This window comes from Pseudomonas sp. NFACC46-3 (genome assembly GCF_900114515.1).
GTDB lineage: Bacteria > Pseudomonadota > Gammaproteobacteria > Pseudomonadales > Pseudomonadaceae > Aquipseudomonas > Aquipseudomonas fluorescens_Q.
The window spans coordinates 113,711-134,157 of sequence record NZ_FOTH01000015.1 but is presented as its reverse complement, the minus strand read 5'-3'; the positions used below and the strand labels follow the sequence as shown (position 1 = coordinate 134,157).

The window sequence follows — 20,447 nt, the reverse complement described above, 5'->3', positions numbered from 1 at the left end:
CCCCTCGCCTCTTTCCTTCGTTGCGACATTTTGCCGAGGGCCAATTTTGTCCCTACACGGAACATGGAAAGGCCGCAGAATCAGCTTTGGAAAGCATTGACCCAGGTCATGGCGCGTTGCAATGACCCCCCGCTTTCTCCATACTTGCGACCGATTTTTATCCTAATAAAACACCCAAACCGTGGAACCTTAGAATGAGCACAGCAATCAGTCCGACTGCTTATAACTATAAGGTAGTCCGCCAGTTCGCCATCATGACGGTGGTCTGGGGGATCCTTGGCATGGGGCTCGGTGTCTTCATCGCCTCGCAACTGGTCTGGCCGGAGTTGAACTTCGATCTGCCATGGACGACATTTGGACGCCTGCGCCCGCTGCACACCAACCTGGTGATCTTCGCCTTCGGTGGTTGTGCATTGTTTGCCACTTCTTATTACGTCGTGCAGCGAACCTGCCAAACGCGACTGATCTCCGACAGCCTCGCCGCCTTCACCTTCTGGGGCTGGCAAGCGGTCATCGTCGGTGCGATCGTGACCTTGCCACTGGGTTACACCACCACCAAGGAATACGCTGAGCTGGAATGGCCCCTGGCTATCCTGCTGGCCATCGTCTGGGTGACCTACGGTCTGGTGTTCTTCGGCACCATCGTCAAGCGCAAGACCAAGCACATCTACGTCGGTAACTGGTTCTACGGTGCCTTCATCGTCGTGACTGCCATGCTGCACATCGTCAACCACGCTTCCCTGCCGGTCAGCTTCTTCAAGTCGTACTCGGCCTACTCGGGTGCGACCGATGCGATGATCCAGTGGTGGTACGGCCACAACGCCGTGGGTTTCTTCCTGACCACCGGCTTCCTGGGGATGATGTACTACTTCGTGCCGAAACAGGCCGAGCGTCCGATCTATTCCTATCGCCTGTCCATCGTGCACTTCTGGGCGCTGATCACCCTGTACATCTGGGCCGGTCCGCACCACCTGCACTACACCGCGCTGCCAGACTGGGCGCAGTCCTTGGGCATGGCAATGTCGATCATCCTGCTGGCGCCAAGCTGGGGCGGCATGATCAACGGCATGATGACCCTGTCGGGCGCCTGGCATAAGCTGCGCACCGACCCGATCCTGCGCTTCCTGGTGGTGTCGTTGGCGTTCTACGGCATGTCGACCTTCGAAGGCCCGATGATGGCCATCAAGACCGTCAACTCCCTGAGCCACTACACCGACTGGACCATCGGCCACGTGCACGCTGGTGCGCTCGGCTGGGTGGCGATGATTTCCATCGGCGCCATCTACCACATGATCCCGAAACTGTTCGGTCGTGCGCAGATGCACAGCACCGGCCTGATCAACGCGCACTTCTGGCTCGCGACCATCGGTACCGTGCTCTACATCGCCTCGATGTGGGTCAACGGCATCACCCAAGGCCTGATGTGGCGTGCAATCAACGACGACGGCACCCTGACCTACTCGTTCGTCGAAGCGCTGCAGGCCAGCCACCCTGGCTTCATCGTGCGTGCCCTGGGCGGCGCGTTCTTCGCCAGCGGCATGCTGCTCATGGCCTACAACGTGTACCGCACCGTTCGTGCCTCTGACCCGGCTGAAGCTGAAGCCGCCGCCAAGATCGCCGTAGTTGGAGCTCACTGATGAAGCACGAAGCAGTAGAGAAGAATATCGGCCTGCTGGCCTTCTTCATGGTCATTGCCGTCAGCATCGGCGGCCTGACCCAGATCGTCCCGCTGTTCTTCCAGGACGTGACCAACAAGCCGGTCGAGGGCATGAAGCCACGTACCGCCCTTGAACTGGAAGGCCGTGACATCTATATCGCCAACGGTTGTGTCGGCTGCCACTCGCAGATGATCCGTCCGTTCCGCGCCGAAACCGAACGCTATGGCCACTATTCGGTCGCCGGTGAAAGCGTCTGGGACCACCCATTCCTGTGGGGTTCCAAGCGTACCGGTCCGGACCTGGCCCGCGTTGGCGGCCGCTACTCCGACGACTGGCAGCGTGCGCACTTGTATAACCCGCGCAACGTGGTGCCTGAGTCGAAAATGCCAGCCTACCCGTTCCTCGTAGAAAACAAGCTCGACGGCAAAGACACCGCCAAGAAAATGGAAGTCCTGCGCACCCTGGGCGTGCCTTACACCGACGAAGACATCGCCGGTGCCAAGGATGCCGTCAAGGGCAAGACTGAAATGGACGCGCTGGTGGCCTATCTGCAAGGCCTGGGCACCATCATCAAAAGCAAACGGTGATTCTTTATGGATATCGGGATGATTCGCGGCCTGGGCACCGTCGTCGTGATGGTGGCCTTCATCGGTCTGGCCCTGTGGGTGTTCAGCCCCAAGCGCAAGTCGGAGTTTGACGACGCGACCTTGCTGCCGTTCGCGGATGATCCCGAAGCCATCAAGCACGTCGAGCAAGCTTCTAGGAGTAACAAAGAATGACTACATTCTGGAGTCTGTACGTCACAGTCCTCAGCCTGGGAACGATCTTCTCCCTGACCTGGCTGCTGCTGTCGACCCGCAAGGGCCAGCGCGCCGAGCAGACGGACGAGACCGTCGGCCACTCGTTCGACGGGATCGAGGAGTACGACAACCCACTGCCGAAATGGTGGTTCATGCTGTTCGTGGGCACCATCGTGTTCGCCCTCGGTTACCTGGTGCTCTACCCAGGCCTGGGCAACTGGAAAGGCCTGCTGCCAGGCTACAACTACCTGGACACCGAAAAGCAGACCGCCTTCGCCAACGGCCAGACCGGCTGGACGGGCGTCCATGAGTGGGAAAAGGAAATGGCACGTTCGGACGCCAAGTTCGGTCCGATCTTCGCCAAGTTCGCCTCCATGCCGATTGAAGAAGTCGCCAAGGACCCACAAGCCCTGAAGATGGGTGGCCGCCTGTTCGCCTCCAACTGCTCGGTCTGCCACGGTTCCGATGCCAAGGGCGCCTATGGCTTCCCTAACCTGACCGACGCCGACTGGCGCTGGGGCGGTGAGCCGGAAACCATCAAGACCACCATCATGGGCGGTCGTCACGCCGTGATGCCGGGCTGGGCTGCCGTGGTCGGCGAGCAAGGCGTGGCCGACGTGGCCGCTTACCTGGTGACCAGCCTGCACAGCCGCAAACTGCCGGAAGGCGCCAAGGCCGATCCAGCCAATGGGCAGAAACTCTTTGCCGCCAACTGCGTGGCCTGCCACGGCCCTGCTGGCAAAGGCACGCCAGCCATGGGCGCACCTGACCTGACGCACCCGGCCGGTTTCATCTACGGTTCGAGCTTCGCTCAGTTGCAGCAGACCATCCGCTACGGTCGCCAGGGCCAGATGCCGGCCCAGGCCGACTTGCAAGGCAACGACAAGGTCCACTTGCTGGCCGCCTACGTCTACAGCCTGTCTCACGGCGAAAAGGCTCCTGCGGCTGACGCCCAGTAAAGCCAGCGCCTGATGCCCCCAAGGCCCCGTCAACCCAGGTTGACGGGGCCTTTTTGTTTGCCGGTGCGACAGGGCAATGGTTTATCTTGCCCGCAATCAACGACGGTAGTAACGTGCCTACATTCAGTTTTCTCGAGGACGCCGCCATGTCCATCACCACTATTTCCAGCCGCGAATTCAACCACGACACAAGTGGTGCCAAAAAAGCCACCCGCCAGGGGCCGGTCATCATCACCGACCGTGGCAAGCCGGCCCATGTGCTGCTAAGCATTGAGGAGTACCAGAAACTGACCGGCATCGGCACCAGCATTGTCGAATTGCTGGTCATGCCCGACACGCCGGATATTGATTTCGATACCGAACGTGCCGTCATCTCTCCTCGTTCGGTGGACCTGTCCTGATGTACCTGCTCGACACTAACGTCATCTCGGAACTGCGTAAGCCTCAGGCCGATAAAAACGTAATGGCTTGGGCGCGTAGCGTGCCCGCCCCCAGCCTTTACCTCTCGGCAATTACCGTATTGGAACTGGAAACCGGCGTGTTGCGCTTCGAACGCAAAGACCCGGCGCAAGGCAGTCGTCTGCGCGCATGGCTGGACAACCATGTCATGCCCGCATTCGCCGGCAGAATCCTGGCGGTCGACCGCGCCGTTGCGCTGCGCTGCGCTCGCCTGCACGTTCCGTATCGCAGCAATGAATGCGATGCATTGATTGCCGCCACCGCGCTGGTTCATGGGCTGACCGTAGTCACCCGCAATGTGACTGATTTCCGAGGCAGCGGCGTGGCGTTGCTTGATCCGTGGTCCAACCAAAGCCTCCTCGCGACAGGCGAACCGCGCACTGGGTAACGTCGACCCATGGTAGCCGCACCAAGCCAATCCGAAAGGGTCTGCTGAATGAGTCAGCAGGCCCTTTCGTTTTTCTCCAGTGCCATGGAATGTCTATAGTCAATTGACCTGGGTCAAGACTTGTTACATCCCGCTACACCATTGTGCCCTCATCCCCAACGCGACCAAAGGTCGCACCCTTGGGCTAGAGCGACAGGCGTATCATTGCGCCACCGCAACACCCTTTCTGACCGTGGTTAGCACGTACTGGCCACGGCACTTTTCCACTGCCGTGGGATGCATTTGATGAGTAACCAGATTCCGGTACATGACGTCACCCCGCCTGCCAAGGACGCGAACAAAAGCGTCGACCTGTATGCCTCTCGGGAAAAAATCTACACCCGTGCCTTCACTGGCCTGTTCCGCAACCTGCGAATGGCTGGCGGCGCGCTATTGTTCCTGCTGTATTTTGGTACGGTCTGGCTGAACTGGGGTGGCCATCAGGCCGTCTGGTGGAACCTGCCGGAGCGCAAATTCTTTATTTTCGGCGCCACCTTCTGGCCCCAGGATTTCATCCTGCTGTCCGGGATGTTGATCATTGCCGCCTTTGGCCTGTTTTTCATCACGGTCTATGCAGGACGAGTGTGGTGTGGCTACACCTGCCCACAGAGCGTGTGGACCTGGATCTTCATGTGGTGCGAAAAAGTCACCGAAGGCGACCGCAACCAGCGCATCAAGCTCGACAAGGCCCCCATGGGCGCCAACAAATTCCTGCGCAAGCTCGCCAAGCACAGCCTGTGGCTGCTGATCGGTTTCGTCACCGGCATGACCTTTGTTGGTTACTTCACGCCAATCCGCGAACTGGTGTTCGAGTTCTTTACCGGCCAGGCCGATGGCTGGTCGTATTTCTGGGTGGGTTTCTTCACCCTCGCCACCTACGGCAACGCTGGCTGGCTGCGTGAGCAAGTGTGTATCTACATGTGCCCGTACGCACGCTTCCAGAGCGTGATGTTCGACAAGGACACCTTGATCGTTTCCTACGACCCGCGTCGTGGCGAAAGCCGTGGCCCGCGCAAGAAGGGCGTTGACTACAAAGCCCTGGGCCTGGGGGATTGCATCGACTGCACCATGTGCGTCCAGGTCTGCCCTACCGGCATCGACATCCGCGACGGCCTGCAGATCGAGTGCATCGGCTGCGCGGCCTGCATCGATGCCTGCGACAACATCATGGACAAAATGGATTATCCACGCGGCCTGATCAGCTACACCACCGAACACAACCTTTCAGGGCAGAAAACCCATAAACTGCGCCCGCGCCTGATCGGTTATGCCCTGGTGCTGCTGACCATGATGAGCCTGTTGGCGGCGGCGTTCTTCATGCGCTCGCTGGTGGGTTTCGACGTCAGCAAGGACCGCGTGCTCTACCGCGAAAACGCCGAAGGCCGGATCGAGAACGTCTACAGCCTGAAGATCATGAACAAAGACCAACGCGACCATACGTACGTCCTGGAAGCCGCCGGCCTGCCCGACCTCAAGTTGCAAGGCCGTCGGGAAATCAAGGTCGCGGCCGGCGAGATCTACAGCCAGCCGGTCGAGCTGTCCAGCGCACCGGAACAACTGCCATCGAGCACCAACGAGGTGACCTTCATCCTCAAGGACGCCGATGACGAAAGCGTACATGTCGAAGCCAAGAGCCGGTTCATCGGCCCACAAACTCGTTGAGAGAACTGAACATGCCTGCAGCAACCGCCACCAGCCCTTGGTACAAGCACCTCTGGCCGTGGATCATCATCGCGATCCTGACCTGCTCGGTGACACTGAGCCTGACGATGGTGACCATTGCGGTGAAGAACCCGGACAACCTGGTCAACGACAATTATTATGAAGCCGGCAAGGGCATCAACCGCTCGCTGGAGCGCGAATTGCTGGCCCAGACCCTGCAACTGCGTGCCAACGTGCAACTGGACGAACTCACCGGTGAGGTGAACCTGCGCCTGAACGGCAACAGCCGTCCCCAGACCCTGGAACTGAGCCTGATCTCGCCGACCCAACCGGAGAAGGACCGCAAGATCGTCCTGACCCGCAACGACAGTGAACCAGGGCGCTACGTCGGTCAGTTGGCGGACAAGATCGAAGGCCGGCGCTTTGTCGAATTGCTGGGGGTGGAGAACGACAAGACCTGGCGCCTGTTCGAAGAAGAGCAGATCAATCACGGCCAGGACCTCCTGCTCGGCGATGAACCGCTGCAAGGCGCTGAAGACCTGAAGCAGTAAATCGCTTCTCTGTGGCGAGGGAGCTTGCTCCCGCTGGGTCGCGAAGCGGCCCCGTTCGTCGTATGACCGGCTCACCCGATTACGACTGCTACGCAGCCGAGCGGGAGCAAGCTCCCTCGCCACAACAGCGCCCATAAACCAGCAAACGCCCCAGCCAAAAAGGCCTTCATGCGACAACCATGACCACTCCACAGCCCTGCTACCACTGCGCCCTGCCCGTCCCCCCTGGCAGTCGCTTCACCGCCGTTGTCCTCGGTGAAACCCGCGAGCTGTGCTGCCCGGGCTGCCAGGCGGTGGCCGAGGCCATTGTCGCCGGTGGCCTGGAAAGTTATTACCAGCATCGCAGCGAAGCGTCGGCCAACCCCGAATCCCTGCCCGTCCAGTTGACCGATGAACTGACACTGTACGATCGCCCAGACGTGCAGCAATCATTCGTGCGCCATGAAGGCGAACTGGCCGAAACCACCTTGTTGATGGAAGGCATCAGTTGCGCCGCCTGCGGCTGGTTGATCGAAAAGCAATTACGCAGCCTGCCGGCCGTGGCCGAGGCGCGGTTGAACCTGTCCAATCATCGCCTGCATGTACGTTGGGCCGACGCTCAACTGCCGCTGAGCACGCTGCTCACCGAATTGCGCCAGATCGGCTATGTCGCCCACCCGTACCAGGCCGACCAGGCCTGTGAACAACTCGCCGCACAAAACCGCCTGGCCCTGCGCCAATTGGGTGTGGCCGGTCTGTTGTGGTTCCAGGCGATGATGGCAACCATGGCCACCTGGCCGGAATTCAACATCGACCTCAGCCCGGAGATGCACACCATCCTGCGCTGGGTTGCCCTGTTCCTCACCACGCCCATCGTCTTCTATAGCTGCGCGCCGTTCTTCAAAGGCGCCATGCGCGACCTGCGCACCCGCCACCTGACCATGGACGTTTCCGTGTCCCTGGCCATCGGCAGCGCCTACGTTGCCGGGATCTGGACGTCAATTACCGGGGTCGGCGAGTTGTACTTCGATGCCGTAGGCATGTTTGCCCTCTTCCTGTTGGCCGGCCGTTACCTGGAACGCCGGGCCCGGGAGCGTACCGCTGCCGCCACCGCCCAACTGGTCAATCTGTTGCCGGCCTCGTGCCTGCGCCTGGAAAACAACGGCCAGAGCGAACGCATCCTGCTCAGCGAGTTGCGCACCGGCGACCGGGTATTGGTGCATCCAGGCGCGGTGCTGCCGGCCGATGGCAGGATCCTGGATGGCCAGTCCAGCATCGACGAATCGCTGCTGACCGGTGAATACCTGCCACAACCTCGCCAGGTGGGCGACGCCGTCACCGCCGGCACGCTGAACGTCGAAGGGGCCTTGACGGTCGAGGTGCTGGCCCTCGGGCAAGACACCCGATTGTCGGCCATCGTGCGGCTGCTGGAGCGGGCCCAGGCCGAAAAGCCACGGCTGGCGGAAATCGCCGACCGCGCGGCCCAATGGTTCTTGCTGTTCTCCTTGATCGCCGCTGCCGTCATCGGGCTGGTGTGGTGGCAACTGGACGCTTCGCGCGCGTTCTGGATCGTCCTGGCGATGCTGGTCGCCACCTGCCCTTGCGCGTTGTCCCTCGCCACGCCGACCGCCCTCACCGCCGCCACCGGCACCCTGCACAAACTCGGTCTGCTGCTGACGCGCGGTCATGTGCTGGAAGGCCTGAACCAGATCGACACGGTGATTTTCGACAAGACCGGCACCCTCACCGAAGGCCGCCTGGCGTTGCGCGCCATTCGGCCATTGGCGGCCCTCGACAGTGACCAATGCCTGGGCTTGGCCGCCGCCCTGGAAAACCGCTCCGAACACCCTATCGCCCGTGCCTTCGGCCGTGCGCCATTGGCTGCCGAACAGGTGCAAAGCACCCCGGGGCTGGGGCTGGAAGGTTTGGTGACCGAACAGCGCCTGCGCATCGGCCAGCCCGGTTTCGTCTGCGAACTGAGTGGCGTCGCCGTACCGCAAATGCCGGACGAACCCGGGCAATGGCTATTGCTGGGCGATGAGATCGGGCCCCTGGCCTGGTTCGTCCTCGATGACCGCTTGCGCGTCGATGCCCCGGCACTGCTGGCGGCCTGCAAGGCACGGGGCTGGCGGACGCTGCTGTTGTCGGGTGACAGTTCGCCCATGGTTGCCAGCGTCGCCGCCGAGCTGGGCATCGATGAGGCTCGCGGCGGGCTGCGCCCGGACGACAAACTGGCCGTGTTGCAGCAGTTGCATCAACAGGGCCGCAAGGTACTGATGCTCGGCGATGGCGTGAACGACGTGCCCGTGCTGGCGGCGGCGGACATCAGTGTCGCCATGGGCTCGGCCACCGACCTGGCCAAGACCAGCGCCGACGCGGTGCTGCTGTCCAACCGCCTCGACGCCCTGATCCACGCCTTCAGCCTGGCCCGACGCACCCGCCGTGTGATCATCGAGAACCTGGTGTGGGCCGGGCTGTACAATGGCCTCATGTTGCCGTTCGCCGCCCTCGGCTGGATTACGCCGGTGTGGGCGGCGGTCGGCATGTCCATCAGTTCGTTGACCGTCGTGTTGAATGCGCTGAGGCTGACACGTCAGCCCAAGACGCAGGTTTTCGACACCACGCCCGATACCCGCCCGCTGCCGGCCTGAGCCGCACGGGCATGGAGTTCCGACATGCCAGCTCTCTACGTGATGATCCCGGCCGCGCTGCTGATCGTGGCCATCGCTGTGTACATTTTCTTCTGGGCCGTGGACAGCGGCCAGTACGACGACCTCGACGGTCCGGCCCACAGCATTCTGTTCGACGATCAGGACCCGAACCACAAGGCGGCGGTGGACGAAGCCAGTGGCGAGGCCCGCAAGCCGGACGACAAGGCTGGGCCCCATGCTTGACCTGGCACCCCTGTTGGTTTCGGCGGTCATCCTTGGCCTGCTCGGCGGCGGACACTGCCTGGGCATGTGCGGCGGCCTGATGGGCGCCCTGACCCTGGCGATTCCCAAGGAACAGCGCAGCCGGCGCTTTCGGTTGCTGCTGGCGTACAACCTGGGACGGATCCTGAGCTACGCCACCGCCGGGTTGCTGATCGGCCTGGCCGGTTGGGCGGTGTCCAACAGCCCGGCGGCGATGATCATGCGGGTGCTGGCCGGCTTGCTGTTGATTGCCATGGGCTTGTACTTGGCGGGCTGGTGGAGCGGCCTGACCCGCATCGAAAGCATCGGTCGCGGCCTGTGGCGGCACATCCAACCCGTCGCCAACCGTTTGCTGCCCGTGTCGAGCCTGCCCCGGGCCTTGCTGCTCGGTGCGCTATGGGGCTGGCTGCCGTGCGGCCTGGTCTACAGCACCCTGTTGTGGTCCGCCAGCCAGGGCAATGCACTGGACAGCGCGTTGCTCATGCTCGCCTTCGGCCTGGGCACCTGGCCGGTGCTGCTCGCCACGGGCCTGGCCGCCGAACGCGTCACCGCCCTGCTGCGCAAACGCAGCGTGCGCATGGCCGGTGGCTTGTTGGTGATTATTTTCGGCGCATGGACACTGCCGGGGCCACATCAACATTGGCTCATGGGCCATTGACCAAGTCGCCCCCAATCGCGAGCATCGACAACTCCCAATGCCCCGTTGACGCAAATCAAAACGGCCACCCCCTCGCGCCCCTAGACTCGCCCCATGCCAGTCTATCCGGGGAATGCCCGCATGCTCGACACCATTTGTTGGGACTCAAATCTTATCCGCCGTTACGACCTGGCGGGACCACGCTACACCTCGTACCCCACTGCAGCGCAGTTCGGCAGCCAGGTGGGCACCTTCGACCTGCTCCATGCCCTGCGCGACAGCCGCAAGGCCCTGCGGCCGTTGTCACTGTACGTGCACATACCGTTCTGCGCGAACATTTGCTACTACTGCGCCTGCAACAAAGTCATCACCAAGGACCGCGGTCGTGCCCACGCCTACCTGCAACGCCTGGAGCAGGAAATCCAACTGATCGGCTGTCACCTGAACCCCACCCAGCGCGTGGAACAGTTGCACTTTGGCGGCGGTACCCCGACGTTCCTCAGCCACGACGAACTGCGCCAACTGATGGCCAAGCTGCGCCTGCACCTGAACCTGCTGGACGACGATTCCGGTGACTACGGCATCGAAATCGACCCCAGGGAAGCCGACTGGTCGACCATGGGCCTGTTGCGCGAACTGGGTTTCAACCGGGTCAGTATCGGCCTGCAAGACCTTGATCCAGCGGTGCAGCGGGCCGTCAATCGCCTGCAAAGTCTCGAGGAAACCCGCGCAGTGGTCGAAGCCGCCCGGACCTTGCAGTTCCGTTCGATCAATATTGATCTGATTTATGGGCTGCCCAAGCAGACCCCGGAAAACTTCGCCCGCACGGTCCAGGAAGTCATCCATCTGCAACCGGACCGGCTCTCGGTGTTCAACTACGCCCACCTGCCGGAACGCTTCATGCCCCAGCGGCGCATCAACAGCCAGGACTTGCCGACCCCGGAGCAGAAACTGGCAATGCTGCAAGGCACCATCGAACAACTGACCACCGCCGGTTACCGCTATGTCGGCATGGACCACTTCGCCCTGCCCGACGACGAACTGGCAATCGCTCAGGAAGAGGCTACGTTGCAGCGCAACTTCCAGGGCTACACCACCCATGGCCATTGCGACCTGATCGGCCTTGGCGTGTCAGCCATCAGCCAGATCGGCGATTTGTACTGCCAGAACAGCAGTGATCTGAGCCATTACCAGAACACCCTCGCCGACGGGCAACTGGCGACCAGTCGCGGGCTGATCTGCAACGCTGACGACCGGCTGCGGCGCGCGGTGATCCAGCAATTGATCTGCCATTTCCACCTGCCCTTCGCCGAGATCGAGCAAACCTTCAACATCGATTTTCGCGGTTACTTCGCCCCGCAATGGCCGCAATTGCGGGCCATGGCCGCGGATGGGCTGATCGAGCTGGATGACACCCACATCCGGGTATTGCCCGCCGGGCGCCTGCTGGTTCGGTCCGTGTGCATGGTGTTCGATGCCTATTTGGAGCAGCACAACCGACAGCGCTTCTCCCGCGTTATTTGAGCGCGACAATTTGACGACGAAACCGCACTGGCCGGAGTGCCATCTCTGGGGTACCCTTACGCCTTATGCGTGATTTCCCACAAGGATTTAAGAAATGTCCGAGCCAGTCAAACTGCGCGCCCACAACCAGGCCCATTGCAAGGATTGCAGCCTGGCCCCCCTCTGCCTGCCGCTTTCGCTGAACCTTGAGGACATGGACGCGCTGGACGACATCGTCAAACGGGGCCGACCGTTGAAAAAAGGCGAGTTCCTGTTTCGCCAGGGCGACGCCTTCGACTCTGTCTACGCCGTGCGCTCGGGCGCCTTGAAGACCTTTAACCTGAGCGATGGCGGCGAAGAACAGCTCACCGGCTTCCACCTGCCCAGCGAACTGGTGGGCCTGTCCGGCATGGACACCGAGTCCCACCCGGTCTCGGCCCAGGCGCTGGAAACCACCTCGGTGTGCGAAATTCCCTTCGATCGCCTGGACGAGCTGGCCATACAGCTGCCGCAACTGCGCCGCCAGTTGATGCGGGTCATGAGCCGGGAAATCCGTGACGATCAGCAGATGATGCTGCTGCTCTCGAAAAAAACCGCCGACGAGCGTATCGCCACATTCCTGGTCAACCTCTCGGCACGCTTCCGCGCTCGTGGGTTCTCGGCCAACCAGTTCCGCTTGAGCATGTCGCGCAACGAAATCGGCAACTACCTGGGCCTGGCGGTGGAAACCGTGTCCCGGGTGTTCACCCGCTTCCAACAGAACGAGTTGATTGCCGCCGAAGGCAAGGAAATCCACATTCTCGACCCGATCCAGCTCTGCGCCCTGGCCGGCGGCTCGATCGACGGCTGATGAACCTGCGCGGCTGAGGGATTTGCCTCGCCGCGCTATACTGCCGCGTTTGCAGCCCTGCCAGGACACCTCCACGATGGTCTTCGACTCCTTCGATATCAAATCCCTGATCCGCCCCGTGATCGATTTCCCCAAGCCCGGCGTGATCTTTCGCGACATTACCCCACTCTTCCAATCCCCGACCGCCCTGCGCCTGGTCATGGACAGTTTCGCCCACCGGTACGTCGAGGCCGAGTTCACTCACATTGGCGCGATGGATGCGCGGGGTTTCCTGATTGGCTCGATCCTGGCCTATCAGTTGAACAAGCCGCTGATCTTGTTTCGCAAGCAAGGCAAGCTGCCGGCCGATGTGCTGGCCGAGGGTTACCAGACCGAATACGGCGAAGCCTTCCTTGAAGTGCACGCCGATAGCTTGTGCGAGGGTGATTCGGTGGTGATGTTCGATGACCTGATTGCCACTGGCGGCACGCTGATCGCCGCTGCCAACCTGATCCGCCGTATGGGCGCCAAGGTCCACGAAGCCGCGGCGATCATCGACCTGCCGGAGCTGCTCGGCTCCCAGCGCCTGGAAGACATGGGGATTCCCACGTTCTGCCTGACGCAGTTCTCGCTCAGCGAAAGGTAATTGGCAGGCAACAATCGAACCTGTGGGAGCGAGCTTGCTCGATGGCGATTTATCAGTCGCATGGATATTGACTGATCCACCGCTATCGCGAGCAAGCTCGCTCCCACAGGTACTGTGTAGCGGCTACAACGCGATCGGCTTGCGCCCGGCAAACGAATGCGCCAGCGTCCCGCCATCCACCAATTCAAGCTCCCCACCCAGCGGCACGCCGTGGGCGATGCGCGAGGCGATCAAGCCTTTGTTGTTGAGCAGTTGGGCAATGTAATGGGCGGTGGCTTCGCCTTCGACCGTCGGGTTCGTAGCGAGAATGACTTCCGTGAACGTACCCGCCTCTTCGATCCGCGCGATCAACTGTGGAATGCCGATGGCTTCAGGCCCCAAGCCGTCGAGCGGTGACAAATGGCCCTTGAGCACGAAATAACGGCCACGAAAACCGGTCTGCTCTACCGCATACACATCCATCGGCCCTTCCACCACGCAAAGCAGGCTGTCGTCCCGACGCGGATCGGCACATTGTGGACAGAGATCGTCTTCGGTGAGGGTGCGGCATAACCGGCAATGCCCTACGCCTTCCATGGCCTGGCTCAGGGCCTGGGCCAGGCGCGAACCGCCGCTGCGATCACGCTCGAGCAATTGCAACGCCATGCGCTGGGCAGTTTTCTGACCTACACCCGGCAACGTTCGCAGGGCATCGATCAGTTGGCGAATCAAAGGGCTGAAGCTCATGGAGGAAATGTCCGACATAACAACGAGACGCGGTTTATACCCGCGCCTCCGATTAGCGTCAAATACTCAATCCTGCGCGACCCGCACCACCAACTTGCCGAAGTTGCGCCCTTCCAACAACCCGATAAACGCCCGTGGCGCATTCTCAAGGCCATCGACCAGGTCTTCACGGAACTTGACCTTGCCATCGCGCACCCAAGGGGCCATGGCACTGATGAACTCGGGCTGACGGTCGCCGTAGTCATCGAACACGATAAACCCCTGGATCCGCACGCGCTTGTTAAGCAACGTGCGCTGCAACTGCGGCAAGCGATCCGGGCCGCTCGGCGCTTGATGATCGTTGTAGGACGCGATCAGGCCACAAAGCGGGATTCGCGCCTTGGCGTTGAGCAGCGGCACGACGGCATCGAAAACCTTGCCACCGACGTTTTCGTAATAGATGTCGATGCCCTTGTCGCAAGCCTGCGCCAGCTCCTCGGCAAAACGTGCGCTCTTGTGATCGACACAAGCGTCAAATCCCAGCTCGTCGACCACGTACTTGCATTTCTCGCGGCCACCCGCGACGCCGACGACGCGCAGGCCCTTGATCTTCGCCACCTGGCCGACCACCGAGCCCACCGCACCCGAGGCCGCTGCGACCACCAGGGTCTCCCCGGCCTTGGGTTGGCCGATGTCCATCAGCCCCATGTAAGCGGTCATGCCCGGCATGCCCAGCACACCCAGGGCCATCGACGGGCTCGCAAGCCCCGAGGGGATGGGCATCACGTTGCGCCCGTCGCTGATGCTGTGGCTCTGCCAACCGGTGGCCCCCACCACCAGATCACCCTCCTGGAATTTCGGGTGCATCGAGCGCTCCACGCGGCTGACGGCGCCACCGGTCATCACCTCGTCGATTTTTACCGGAGCAGCGTAGGAAGGCGCGTCACTCATTCGCCCACGCATGTAAGGGTCCAGCGACAGGAACTGCGTCTTGAGCAGGATCTGCCCTTGCGCCAGCTCCGGCAGCGTCACGTGCTCCAGGCGGAAATTCTCCGCGGTCGGGGCGCCGTGGGGGCGGGAGGCAAGGACGATGCGCTGGTTGGAGGTCGATGCTTGTGACATGGAAGCGTCTCCTTGATCGTTGAGTGGCACGTATAGGGAGCAGACCATTGCCGAGGGGGCGGCGTTCGATGTTTGTTCAAGCGGGCACCTGTGGTAGCAAGGCTTGCCCGCGATACAGAGACCTCGGTGTGTCGGAGCGGCGCGTCATCGTTCATCGCGGGCAAGCCTTGCTACCACAGGTATGATTTCTACCACCGCTCGCGCCTATGACAGAAACAAAAATGCCAGGCGCGATGCCTGGCATTGTGTGTAGCCCATCCCGACCGGGATGGCGAATCAGAACGGCAGTTTCATGCCCGGCGGCAGTTGCATGCCGGCCGTCATGCCAGACATCTTGTCCTGGCTGTTGGCTTCGATCTTGCGCACCGCGTCATTGACGGCGGCGGCGAACAGGGCTTCGAGCATTTCCTTGTCGTCTTCGCTCAGGCCTTCGACCACGCTTGGGTCGATGCTGACGCGCTTGATGTCGTGGCGACCGGTCATGACCACGGTCACCATGTCGCCGCCGGACTTGCCGGTGACTTCGGCGTTGGCCAGTTCTTCCTGCATCTTGGCCATTTTTTCCTGCATCTGCTGCGCCTGCTTCATCAGGCCGGCCATGCCACCTTTCATCATGGGAATCACCTCGAAAGTACTTGGATAAACAACGCACCCGGCCCGTTCGGCCCGGTGCCTTCAGTTATGAGCCCTGGGTGACCGGGGCCTCGACAGGTTCGATAGTATCGTGACGGACCACGGCGCCGAACTGTTGCATCATCTGCTGGATGAATGGATCACCGTGGATCGACTCCTCGGCTTCGCGCTGACGGTCGGCACGGCGCCGGGACGCGGCCTGGGCCGGGGTCTCCTGCTCGGGCTTGATCAGCTCGATGGTCAGCGTCAGGGTGCGCTGGTGGTACTGGTTCAGCGCATCGTTGAGGCGGCGCTGCTGGGTCGCGTTGAACAGCGCGCTGTGGGCCGGGTCCAGGTGCAGCAGCCAGTGGTCGCCCTCCACGGCCATCAGCGTGCAGTTGGCGGCGATGCTGCCGGTCATGCCGCTGATCGGCAGCTTAGGGAACAGCTCCAGCCATTGCAGGGCCAGCCCGGTGGCTGGCATCGCCGCGGGTTCCGGCTCGGGCTCCGGGGCCGGCTCAGCGGCGTGCTCGCTGGCCAGGTCGTCCAGGTAGCTGTAGGCCGAATCCAGGTCTGGCTCGATGTAATCCTCGTCCAGCGGCGGTTCGTCATCCTGATCGATGCCTGGCGTGGCGACATCGACGTCGGCCACTGTCGGTTCGGGCACCGGCGCGGCGACCCACTCAGGCGCATCGGGCACCACGCTGTCGGGCGTCGGCAAAGGCATCGGCGGCAACTCGGGCTGCTCGGCGATGGTCTCCAGGACCGGTTCCACGGCAGGTTGCTGGACAACCTCGGGCTCGATCGGATCGTTCCAGGGCAGATCGACAACGGCTTCGGCGACCGGTTCGGGCAGCGCCTCGACGATCGGTTCAGGTTCTGGCTCAGGGGCCGCGACAACGGGTGTCGGGGTCGCTGGTGCCACAGGTGCCGACGCTACCGGAGCCGAAGCCACTGCCGGCGCAACGACGGGCGCGGCAGCCACTGGCTTGGCGGAATCAGCTGTGGCCTGGCTGATCCCCACTGGCTTTAGCGCTTGCCTCGGGGCATCCGCTGTGTCGGCTGGCCGGAACGCCAGCATCCGCAGCAGGACCATTTCGAAGCCGCCGCGCGGATCGGGGGCCAGGGGCAGGTCGCGACGGCCGATCAGGCCCATCTGGTAATAGAACTGCACGTCTTCGGCCGGCAGCGCCTGGGCCAGGGCCAGAACGCGATCACGATCGCCATGGCCGTTGTCGACGCCTTCGGGCAGGGCCTGGGCAATGGCGACGCGGTGCAGCACGTTGAGGATTTCCGAGAGTACGCCATTCCAGTCCGGCCCCTGCTCGGCCAGGTGACGCACCGCCTCGAGCAGCGCCTTGGCATCGCCTTCGATCAGCGCATGCAAAACGTCATAGACCTGGCCGTGGTCGAGGGTGCCGAGCATGGCCCGGACATCGGCGGCCATGACCTTGCCTTCACCGAAAGCGATGGCCTGGTCGGTCAGGCTCATGGCGTCGCGCATCGAACCATCGGCGGCGCGCCCCAGCAGCCACAGCGCATCGTCCTCGAAGGGCACGTTCTCGACGCCCAGTACGTGGGTCAGGTGCTCGACGACCCGTTCCGGCGTCATGTTCTTGAGGGAGAACTGCAGGCACCGCGACAAAATCGTTGCAGGAAGTTTCTGCGGGTCGGTGGTCGCCAGGATGAACTTGACGTAGGGCGGCGGCTCCTCAAGGGTCTTGAGCAGCGCATTGAAGGAATGGCTGGAGAGCATGTGCACTTCGTCGATCAGGTAGACCTTGAAGCGCCCACGGCTCGGCGCGTACTGCACGTTGTCGAGCAGCTCGCGGGTGTCTTCGACCTTGGTGCGGCTGGCGGCGTCGATCTCGATCAGGTCGACGAAACGGCCCTCGTCGATTTCCCGGCAGACCGAGCACTCGCCGCAAGGCGTGGAGGTGATGCCGGTTTCACAGTTCAGGCACTTGGCGATGATCCGTGCGATGGTGGTCTTGCCCACGCCACGGGTACCCGTGAACAGGTAGGCATGGTGCAGCCGCTGGCTGTCCAAGGCATTGATCAGAGCCTTGAGCACATGGGTCTGGCCGACCATTTCGCGGAACGAGCGCGGACGCCATTTACGTGCAAGAACCTGATAACTCATCGAAAACCGTCGCAACGAAGGAACATAAGCGGCTAATGCTAGCGGAGCAGGGGCGAAATTGCATCCGGTGTGCTCGTCTAATCTGACTAAGATGGGATCAGGGACTAGGTTGTCGACGCGGTTTTGCACAGTCAGGAGAGTTTATGCGCTCAGCCATGGGGGCTTTGCTGTTGTTGGGGACAGGTTGTCTTGCTGATGAAGTACCTTTGCGTTTTGCCGTTACCGACGGCTGGGCGATGCCCATGGTGCAGATCGAACGGGGTCGCCCGACCCAGGGCATCCTTCCCGATGTAATGACCAGCCTGGCGACCCAGATGGGACTGCCAGCGCAATTCCACGTCCTGTCCCGCGCCCGGCTGGACAGCGCCATGAAACACGGCGAGATCGACGTACGTTGCTATGTCAGCCCTGAATGGGTGAGTGATGGCGGCGATTATCTGTGGAGCATCCCATTGTTTTTCCAACGCGACCTGCTCGTTGCCACGGCAAACGCACCTGCGGCAGTAACACCGGCAACGCTGGCGCACCAGGCCATAGGCACGGTGCTCAGCTATACCTACCCGACCTTGCAACCCTTGTTCAACAGCGGCCAACTGCGCCGAGACGATGCTCGCAGCCAGGAGCAAGTGCTGGCGAAACTGCTGGCAGGCCGCTATAGCTATGCGGTCAGCAACCAATGGGCACTGGACTGGTTCAATCAACGCCATCCGGCGGATCGACAACTCCGTGCCGTGGCTGTGCTTCAGGAACAGCAGTTGAGCTGTTACGTGCGCAACGATCCGGACATTCCAGCGCAACGCATCCTGAGAACCTTGCTGAACATGAAGACGTCCGGGGAAATCGACGCGATCATCCAGCTTTACACTGGCCGCAGTGATGCATCGCAGACCAGGAGAGAGGCACCCTCCCCCTGATCGCCTGGCCGCTGCTGCCATTGCGACGGCGGGATGAAGCCCTGCACCCAGCCGGGTATCCGTTCGGGCGGCATGGGCCGTGCGATGAAATAACCTTGTGCCACCTCACAGCCCAGGCTCAACAGCAGTTGGCCGTGCTCAAGGCTGTCCAGCCCTTCGGCGACCACCTCACGGCCAAACGCCCGAGCCAGGCCGATCACCGCTTTGGTCAGTGCCAGGTCGTCGCGGTCATGGAGGATGTCGCGGACAAAGGTCTTGTCGATCTTGATGGCTTGCGTGCGCAGGTGCTTGAGATCATTGAGCGAGCAGTAGCCCGTGCCGAACCCACCCAGCGAAAACCCCACGCCCAAGGCATGGCAGGCCTGGAGGCAAGCGCTGACGTGGGCAAGGTTCTCCACCGCGACCGATTCGACAATCTGCAGATCCAACAGGCATGGCGGTACCGCCGGATGCCGCTCCAACACCTGTCGCAGCCGCTCGACAAAATCCGCTCGCTGGAAATGCCGCGCCGAGATATTGATGCTCACCGGCCAGCCCTGCCCCGCTTGCAGCCATTGCTGCAACTGGGTCAATACCTGCTCCATGACCCACTCGCCGATCTCGACGATCAGGTCGGTCTCTTCCACCAGCGGCAGGAACTCCCGAGGCGGCACCAGGCCACGTTGCGGATGCTTCCAGCGCAACAGCGCCTCCAGGCCGACCACGGTGCCGTGGCGCATGTTGACCTTGGGCTGGAAATGCAGCCGCAACTCATTGCCGGCCAGCGCCTGGCGGACCCGCTCGACGGTCTGGTAAGTGGCTCGCACTTCCTTGTCCCGGGACACATCGAACAAATGGAAACGATTGCGACCGCTTTGCTTGGCCACGTACATCGCCTGGTCGGCATGACGCAACAAGGTCTCGGCGTCTTCGTTATCCCAAGGAAACAATGTGACGCCAATGCTGGCGAAGACCTTGATGCCCTTCCCGTCAATGCCATACGGCATGGAAACAGCGATCAACACCCGGCTCAACGCGGCGTGCAACTCATCCATCCCACGCACATGGCGCAGCACCAGCACGAACTCGTCCCCACCCAGCCGCGCCACCACATCCTCGCCCCGCACGATACTGCGCAGGCGCCTGGCGACCTCCACCAGCAGCCGATCGCCACTGGCGTGGCCGTAGCCGTCATTGACCGCCTTGAAGCCATCGAGGTCGAGCATGCACACCGCCAGGGGCAAGTTTTCCGCACGAGAAAACTCCAGGGCCTGGTCCAGCAGATCGGACAGATAAGTGCGATTGGGCAACCCGGTCAGCACATCGTGACCAACCCGCCATTGCAGCGAATGCAGCAGGCGACGCTTTTCGCTGACATCGAAGCGAATCGCCAGGTAGCGTTCGACTTGTCCTGTATCGTCATCGATCACTGGCACCAGGGTGGTGTCGACCCAGTGCAGCGTACCGTCCTTGGCCCGGTTACAGATTTCCCCTTTCCAGACCTGGCCCAGGGCAATGGTGCGCCACATGGCGCCGAAGAATTCGTCAGGGTGCTGGCCGGAATTGAGCAGGCGATGGTTCACACCCAGCAACTCATCGCGCCGGTAACCAAAAAGGCTGCAAAATTGATCGTTGACGTAGGTAATGCGCCCGCTCAGATCGGTTTCGGAAAAAATCGCGGCGGCGTCAACGGCTCTGCGGTACTTCTTATCCATCGAAGCAGTCATCCATGAGTCAGGCTCATTTGTCGCGCGCGGTTGCACCGCCTTCAAGACAGGCGAAAATCAACTAGGCTCAAACACTTTGAGAGAAGCTGGAGCGCGGGCCCTGGCGGTACTAAGGGAGAGCTTCAGCCCTTGCCAAGTATCGCGGCAAGAAACGCAAGGCCCGGTCTCTGCACACGCCCCCGGCTTCTGAAGCAGGTCGCCAAATACCCGTGCCAAAGGCCGA

At 61.9% G+C, this 20,447-nt stretch carries 20 protein-coding genes; 15 read left to right on the top strand and 5 right to left on the bottom strand.

From position 1 onward, the window contains the following. The first annotated feature begins 194 nt into the window (after window positions 1-194). The 14 genes from ccoN (at window position 195) to BM300_RS16580 (ending at window position 13,022) form a co-directional block, all read left to right on the top strand. Complete coding sequence (gene ccoN, locus BM300_RS16645) at window positions 195-1,637, top strand: cytochrome-c oxidase, cbb3-type subunit I (protein WP_063322203.1); 1,443 nt, start codon at window positions 195-197, stop codon at window positions 1,635-1,637. Then, the gene (gene ccoO / locus BM300_RS16640) at window positions 1,637-2,245 is read left to right on the top strand and encodes a cytochrome-c oxidase, cbb3-type subunit II (RefSeq protein WP_018925301.1); all 609 of its coding nucleotides are present in this window, start codon (window positions 1,637-1,639) and stop codon (window positions 2,243-2,245) included. Before ccoN ends, ccoO begins: the two co-directional genes overlap by 1 nt. Window positions 2,246-2,251: 6 nt before the next feature. Then, window positions 2,252-2,437 carry a CcoQ/FixQ family Cbb3-type cytochrome c oxidase assembly chaperone gene (locus BM300_RS16635; RefSeq protein ID WP_003183474.1) on the top strand — a complete coding sequence of 62 codons (186 nt, stop codon included), beginning with the start codon at window positions 2,252-2,254 and terminating at the stop codon, window positions 2,435-2,437. Continuing rightward, a complete protein-coding gene (gene ccoP, locus BM300_RS16630; protein WP_063322204.1) occupies window positions 2,434-3,417 on the top strand; it encodes a cytochrome-c oxidase, cbb3-type subunit III in 984 nt (327 codons plus the stop codon). Before BM300_RS16635 ends, ccoP begins: the two co-directional genes overlap by 4 nt. Before the next feature lie 146 nt (window positions 3,418-3,563). After that, on the top strand, window positions 3,564-3,818 hold the full coding sequence (locus tag BM300_RS16625) for a type II toxin-antitoxin system Phd/YefM family antitoxin (RefSeq protein WP_063322205.1): 255 nt from the start codon (window positions 3,564-3,566) through the stop codon (window positions 3,816-3,818). Beyond that, window positions 3,818-4,264, top strand: a complete 447-nt coding sequence (locus BM300_RS16620; RefSeq protein ID WP_092148432.1) for a type II toxin-antitoxin system VapC family toxin — start codon at window positions 3,818-3,820, stop codon at window positions 4,262-4,264. The genes BM300_RS16625 and BM300_RS16620 overlap by 1 nt, the downstream gene beginning before the upstream one ends. Before the next feature lie 285 nt (window positions 4,265-4,549). Further along, a complete protein-coding gene (gene ccoG / locus BM300_RS16615; RefSeq protein WP_003199601.1) occupies window positions 4,550-5,965 on the top strand; it encodes a cytochrome c oxidase accessory protein CcoG in 1,416 nt (471 codons plus the stop codon). A gap of 11 nt (window positions 5,966-5,976) precedes the next feature. Continuing rightward, window positions 5,977-6,516, top strand: coding sequence for a FixH family protein (locus tag BM300_RS16610; protein ID WP_063322208.1), 540 nt, complete (start codon window positions 5,977-5,979; stop codon window positions 6,514-6,516). Between the two features lie 179 nt (window positions 6,517-6,695). Next, the gene (locus tag BM300_RS16605; protein WP_092148434.1) at window positions 6,696-9,146 is read left to right on the top strand and encodes a heavy metal translocating P-type ATPase; all 2,451 of its coding nucleotides are present in this window, start codon (window positions 6,696-6,698) and stop codon (window positions 9,144-9,146) included. A 24-nt stretch (window positions 9,147-9,170) separates the two neighbouring features. Next, complete coding sequence (gene ccoS / locus BM300_RS16600; RefSeq protein WP_063322210.1) at window positions 9,171-9,389, top strand: cbb3-type cytochrome oxidase assembly protein CcoS; 219 nt, start codon at window positions 9,171-9,173, stop codon at window positions 9,387-9,389. Next, entirely contained in the window at window positions 9,382-10,065 is a 684-nt protein-coding gene (locus BM300_RS16595) for a sulfite exporter TauE/SafE family protein (RefSeq protein ID WP_063322211.1), read from the top strand. Before ccoS ends, BM300_RS16595 begins: the two co-directional genes overlap by 8 nt. Window positions 10,066-10,185: 120 nt before the next feature. Then, the gene (gene hemN, locus BM300_RS16590) at window positions 10,186-11,568 is read left to right on the top strand and encodes an oxygen-independent coproporphyrinogen III oxidase (RefSeq protein WP_092148436.1); all 1,383 of its coding nucleotides are present in this window, start codon (window positions 10,186-10,188) and stop codon (window positions 11,566-11,568) included. 94 nt (window positions 11,569-11,662) lie between these two features. Further along, window positions 11,663-12,397 carry a fumarate/nitrate reduction transcriptional regulator Fnr gene (fnr, locus tag BM300_RS16585; RefSeq protein WP_063322213.1) on the top strand — a complete coding sequence of 245 codons (735 nt, stop codon included), beginning with the start codon at window positions 11,663-11,665 and terminating at the stop codon, window positions 12,395-12,397. A 76-nt stretch (window positions 12,398-12,473) separates the two neighbouring features. Next, window positions 12,474-13,022 (top strand): adenine phosphoribosyltransferase, encoded by a 549-nt coding sequence (locus tag BM300_RS16580; protein WP_063322214.1) that lies wholly within the window; start codon window positions 12,474-12,476, stop codon window positions 13,020-13,022. 123 nt (window positions 13,023-13,145) lie between these two features. Here BM300_RS16580 and recR read toward each other — a convergent pair whose 3' ends face one another. The 4 genes from recR to dnaX form a co-directional block, all read right to left on the bottom strand. Beyond that, window positions 13,146-13,748, bottom strand: coding sequence for a recombination mediator RecR (recR, locus tag BM300_RS16575; protein WP_003199585.1), 603 nt, complete (start codon window positions 13,746-13,748; stop codon window positions 13,146-13,148). A gap of 66 nt (window positions 13,749-13,814) precedes the next feature. Next, window positions 13,815-14,849, bottom strand: coding sequence for an NADP-dependent oxidoreductase (locus BM300_RS16570; RefSeq protein WP_092345889.1), 1,035 nt, complete (start codon window positions 14,847-14,849; stop codon window positions 13,815-13,817). 276 nt (window positions 14,850-15,125) lie between these two features. Then, complete coding sequence (locus BM300_RS16565; RefSeq protein ID WP_003183512.1) at window positions 15,126-15,464, bottom strand: YbaB/EbfC family nucleoid-associated protein; 339 nt, start codon at window positions 15,462-15,464, stop codon at window positions 15,126-15,128. Window positions 15,465-15,528: 64 nt separating this feature from the next. Beyond that, window positions 15,529-17,604: a DNA polymerase III subunit gamma/tau gene (gene dnaX, locus BM300_RS16560; RefSeq protein WP_092148442.1), complete on the bottom strand. Its 2,076-nt coding sequence runs from the start codon at window positions 17,602-17,604 to the stop codon at window positions 15,529-15,531. Between the two features lie 143 nt (window positions 17,605-17,747). Here dnaX and BM300_RS16555 point away from each other — a divergent pair, with 143 nt between their 5' ends. Beyond that, on the top strand, window positions 17,748-18,518 hold the full coding sequence (locus BM300_RS16555) for a substrate-binding periplasmic protein (RefSeq protein WP_092463350.1): 771 nt from the start codon (window positions 17,748-17,750) through the stop codon (window positions 18,516-18,518). Here BM300_RS16555 and BM300_RS16550 read toward each other — a convergent pair. Continuing rightward, a complete protein-coding gene (locus BM300_RS16550; protein WP_092463348.1) occupies window positions 18,464-20,212 on the bottom strand; it encodes a putative bifunctional diguanylate cyclase/phosphodiesterase in 1,749 nt (582 codons plus the stop codon). The genes BM300_RS16555 and BM300_RS16550 overlap by 55 nt on opposite strands. Window positions 20,213-20,447 lie beyond the last annotated feature (235 nt).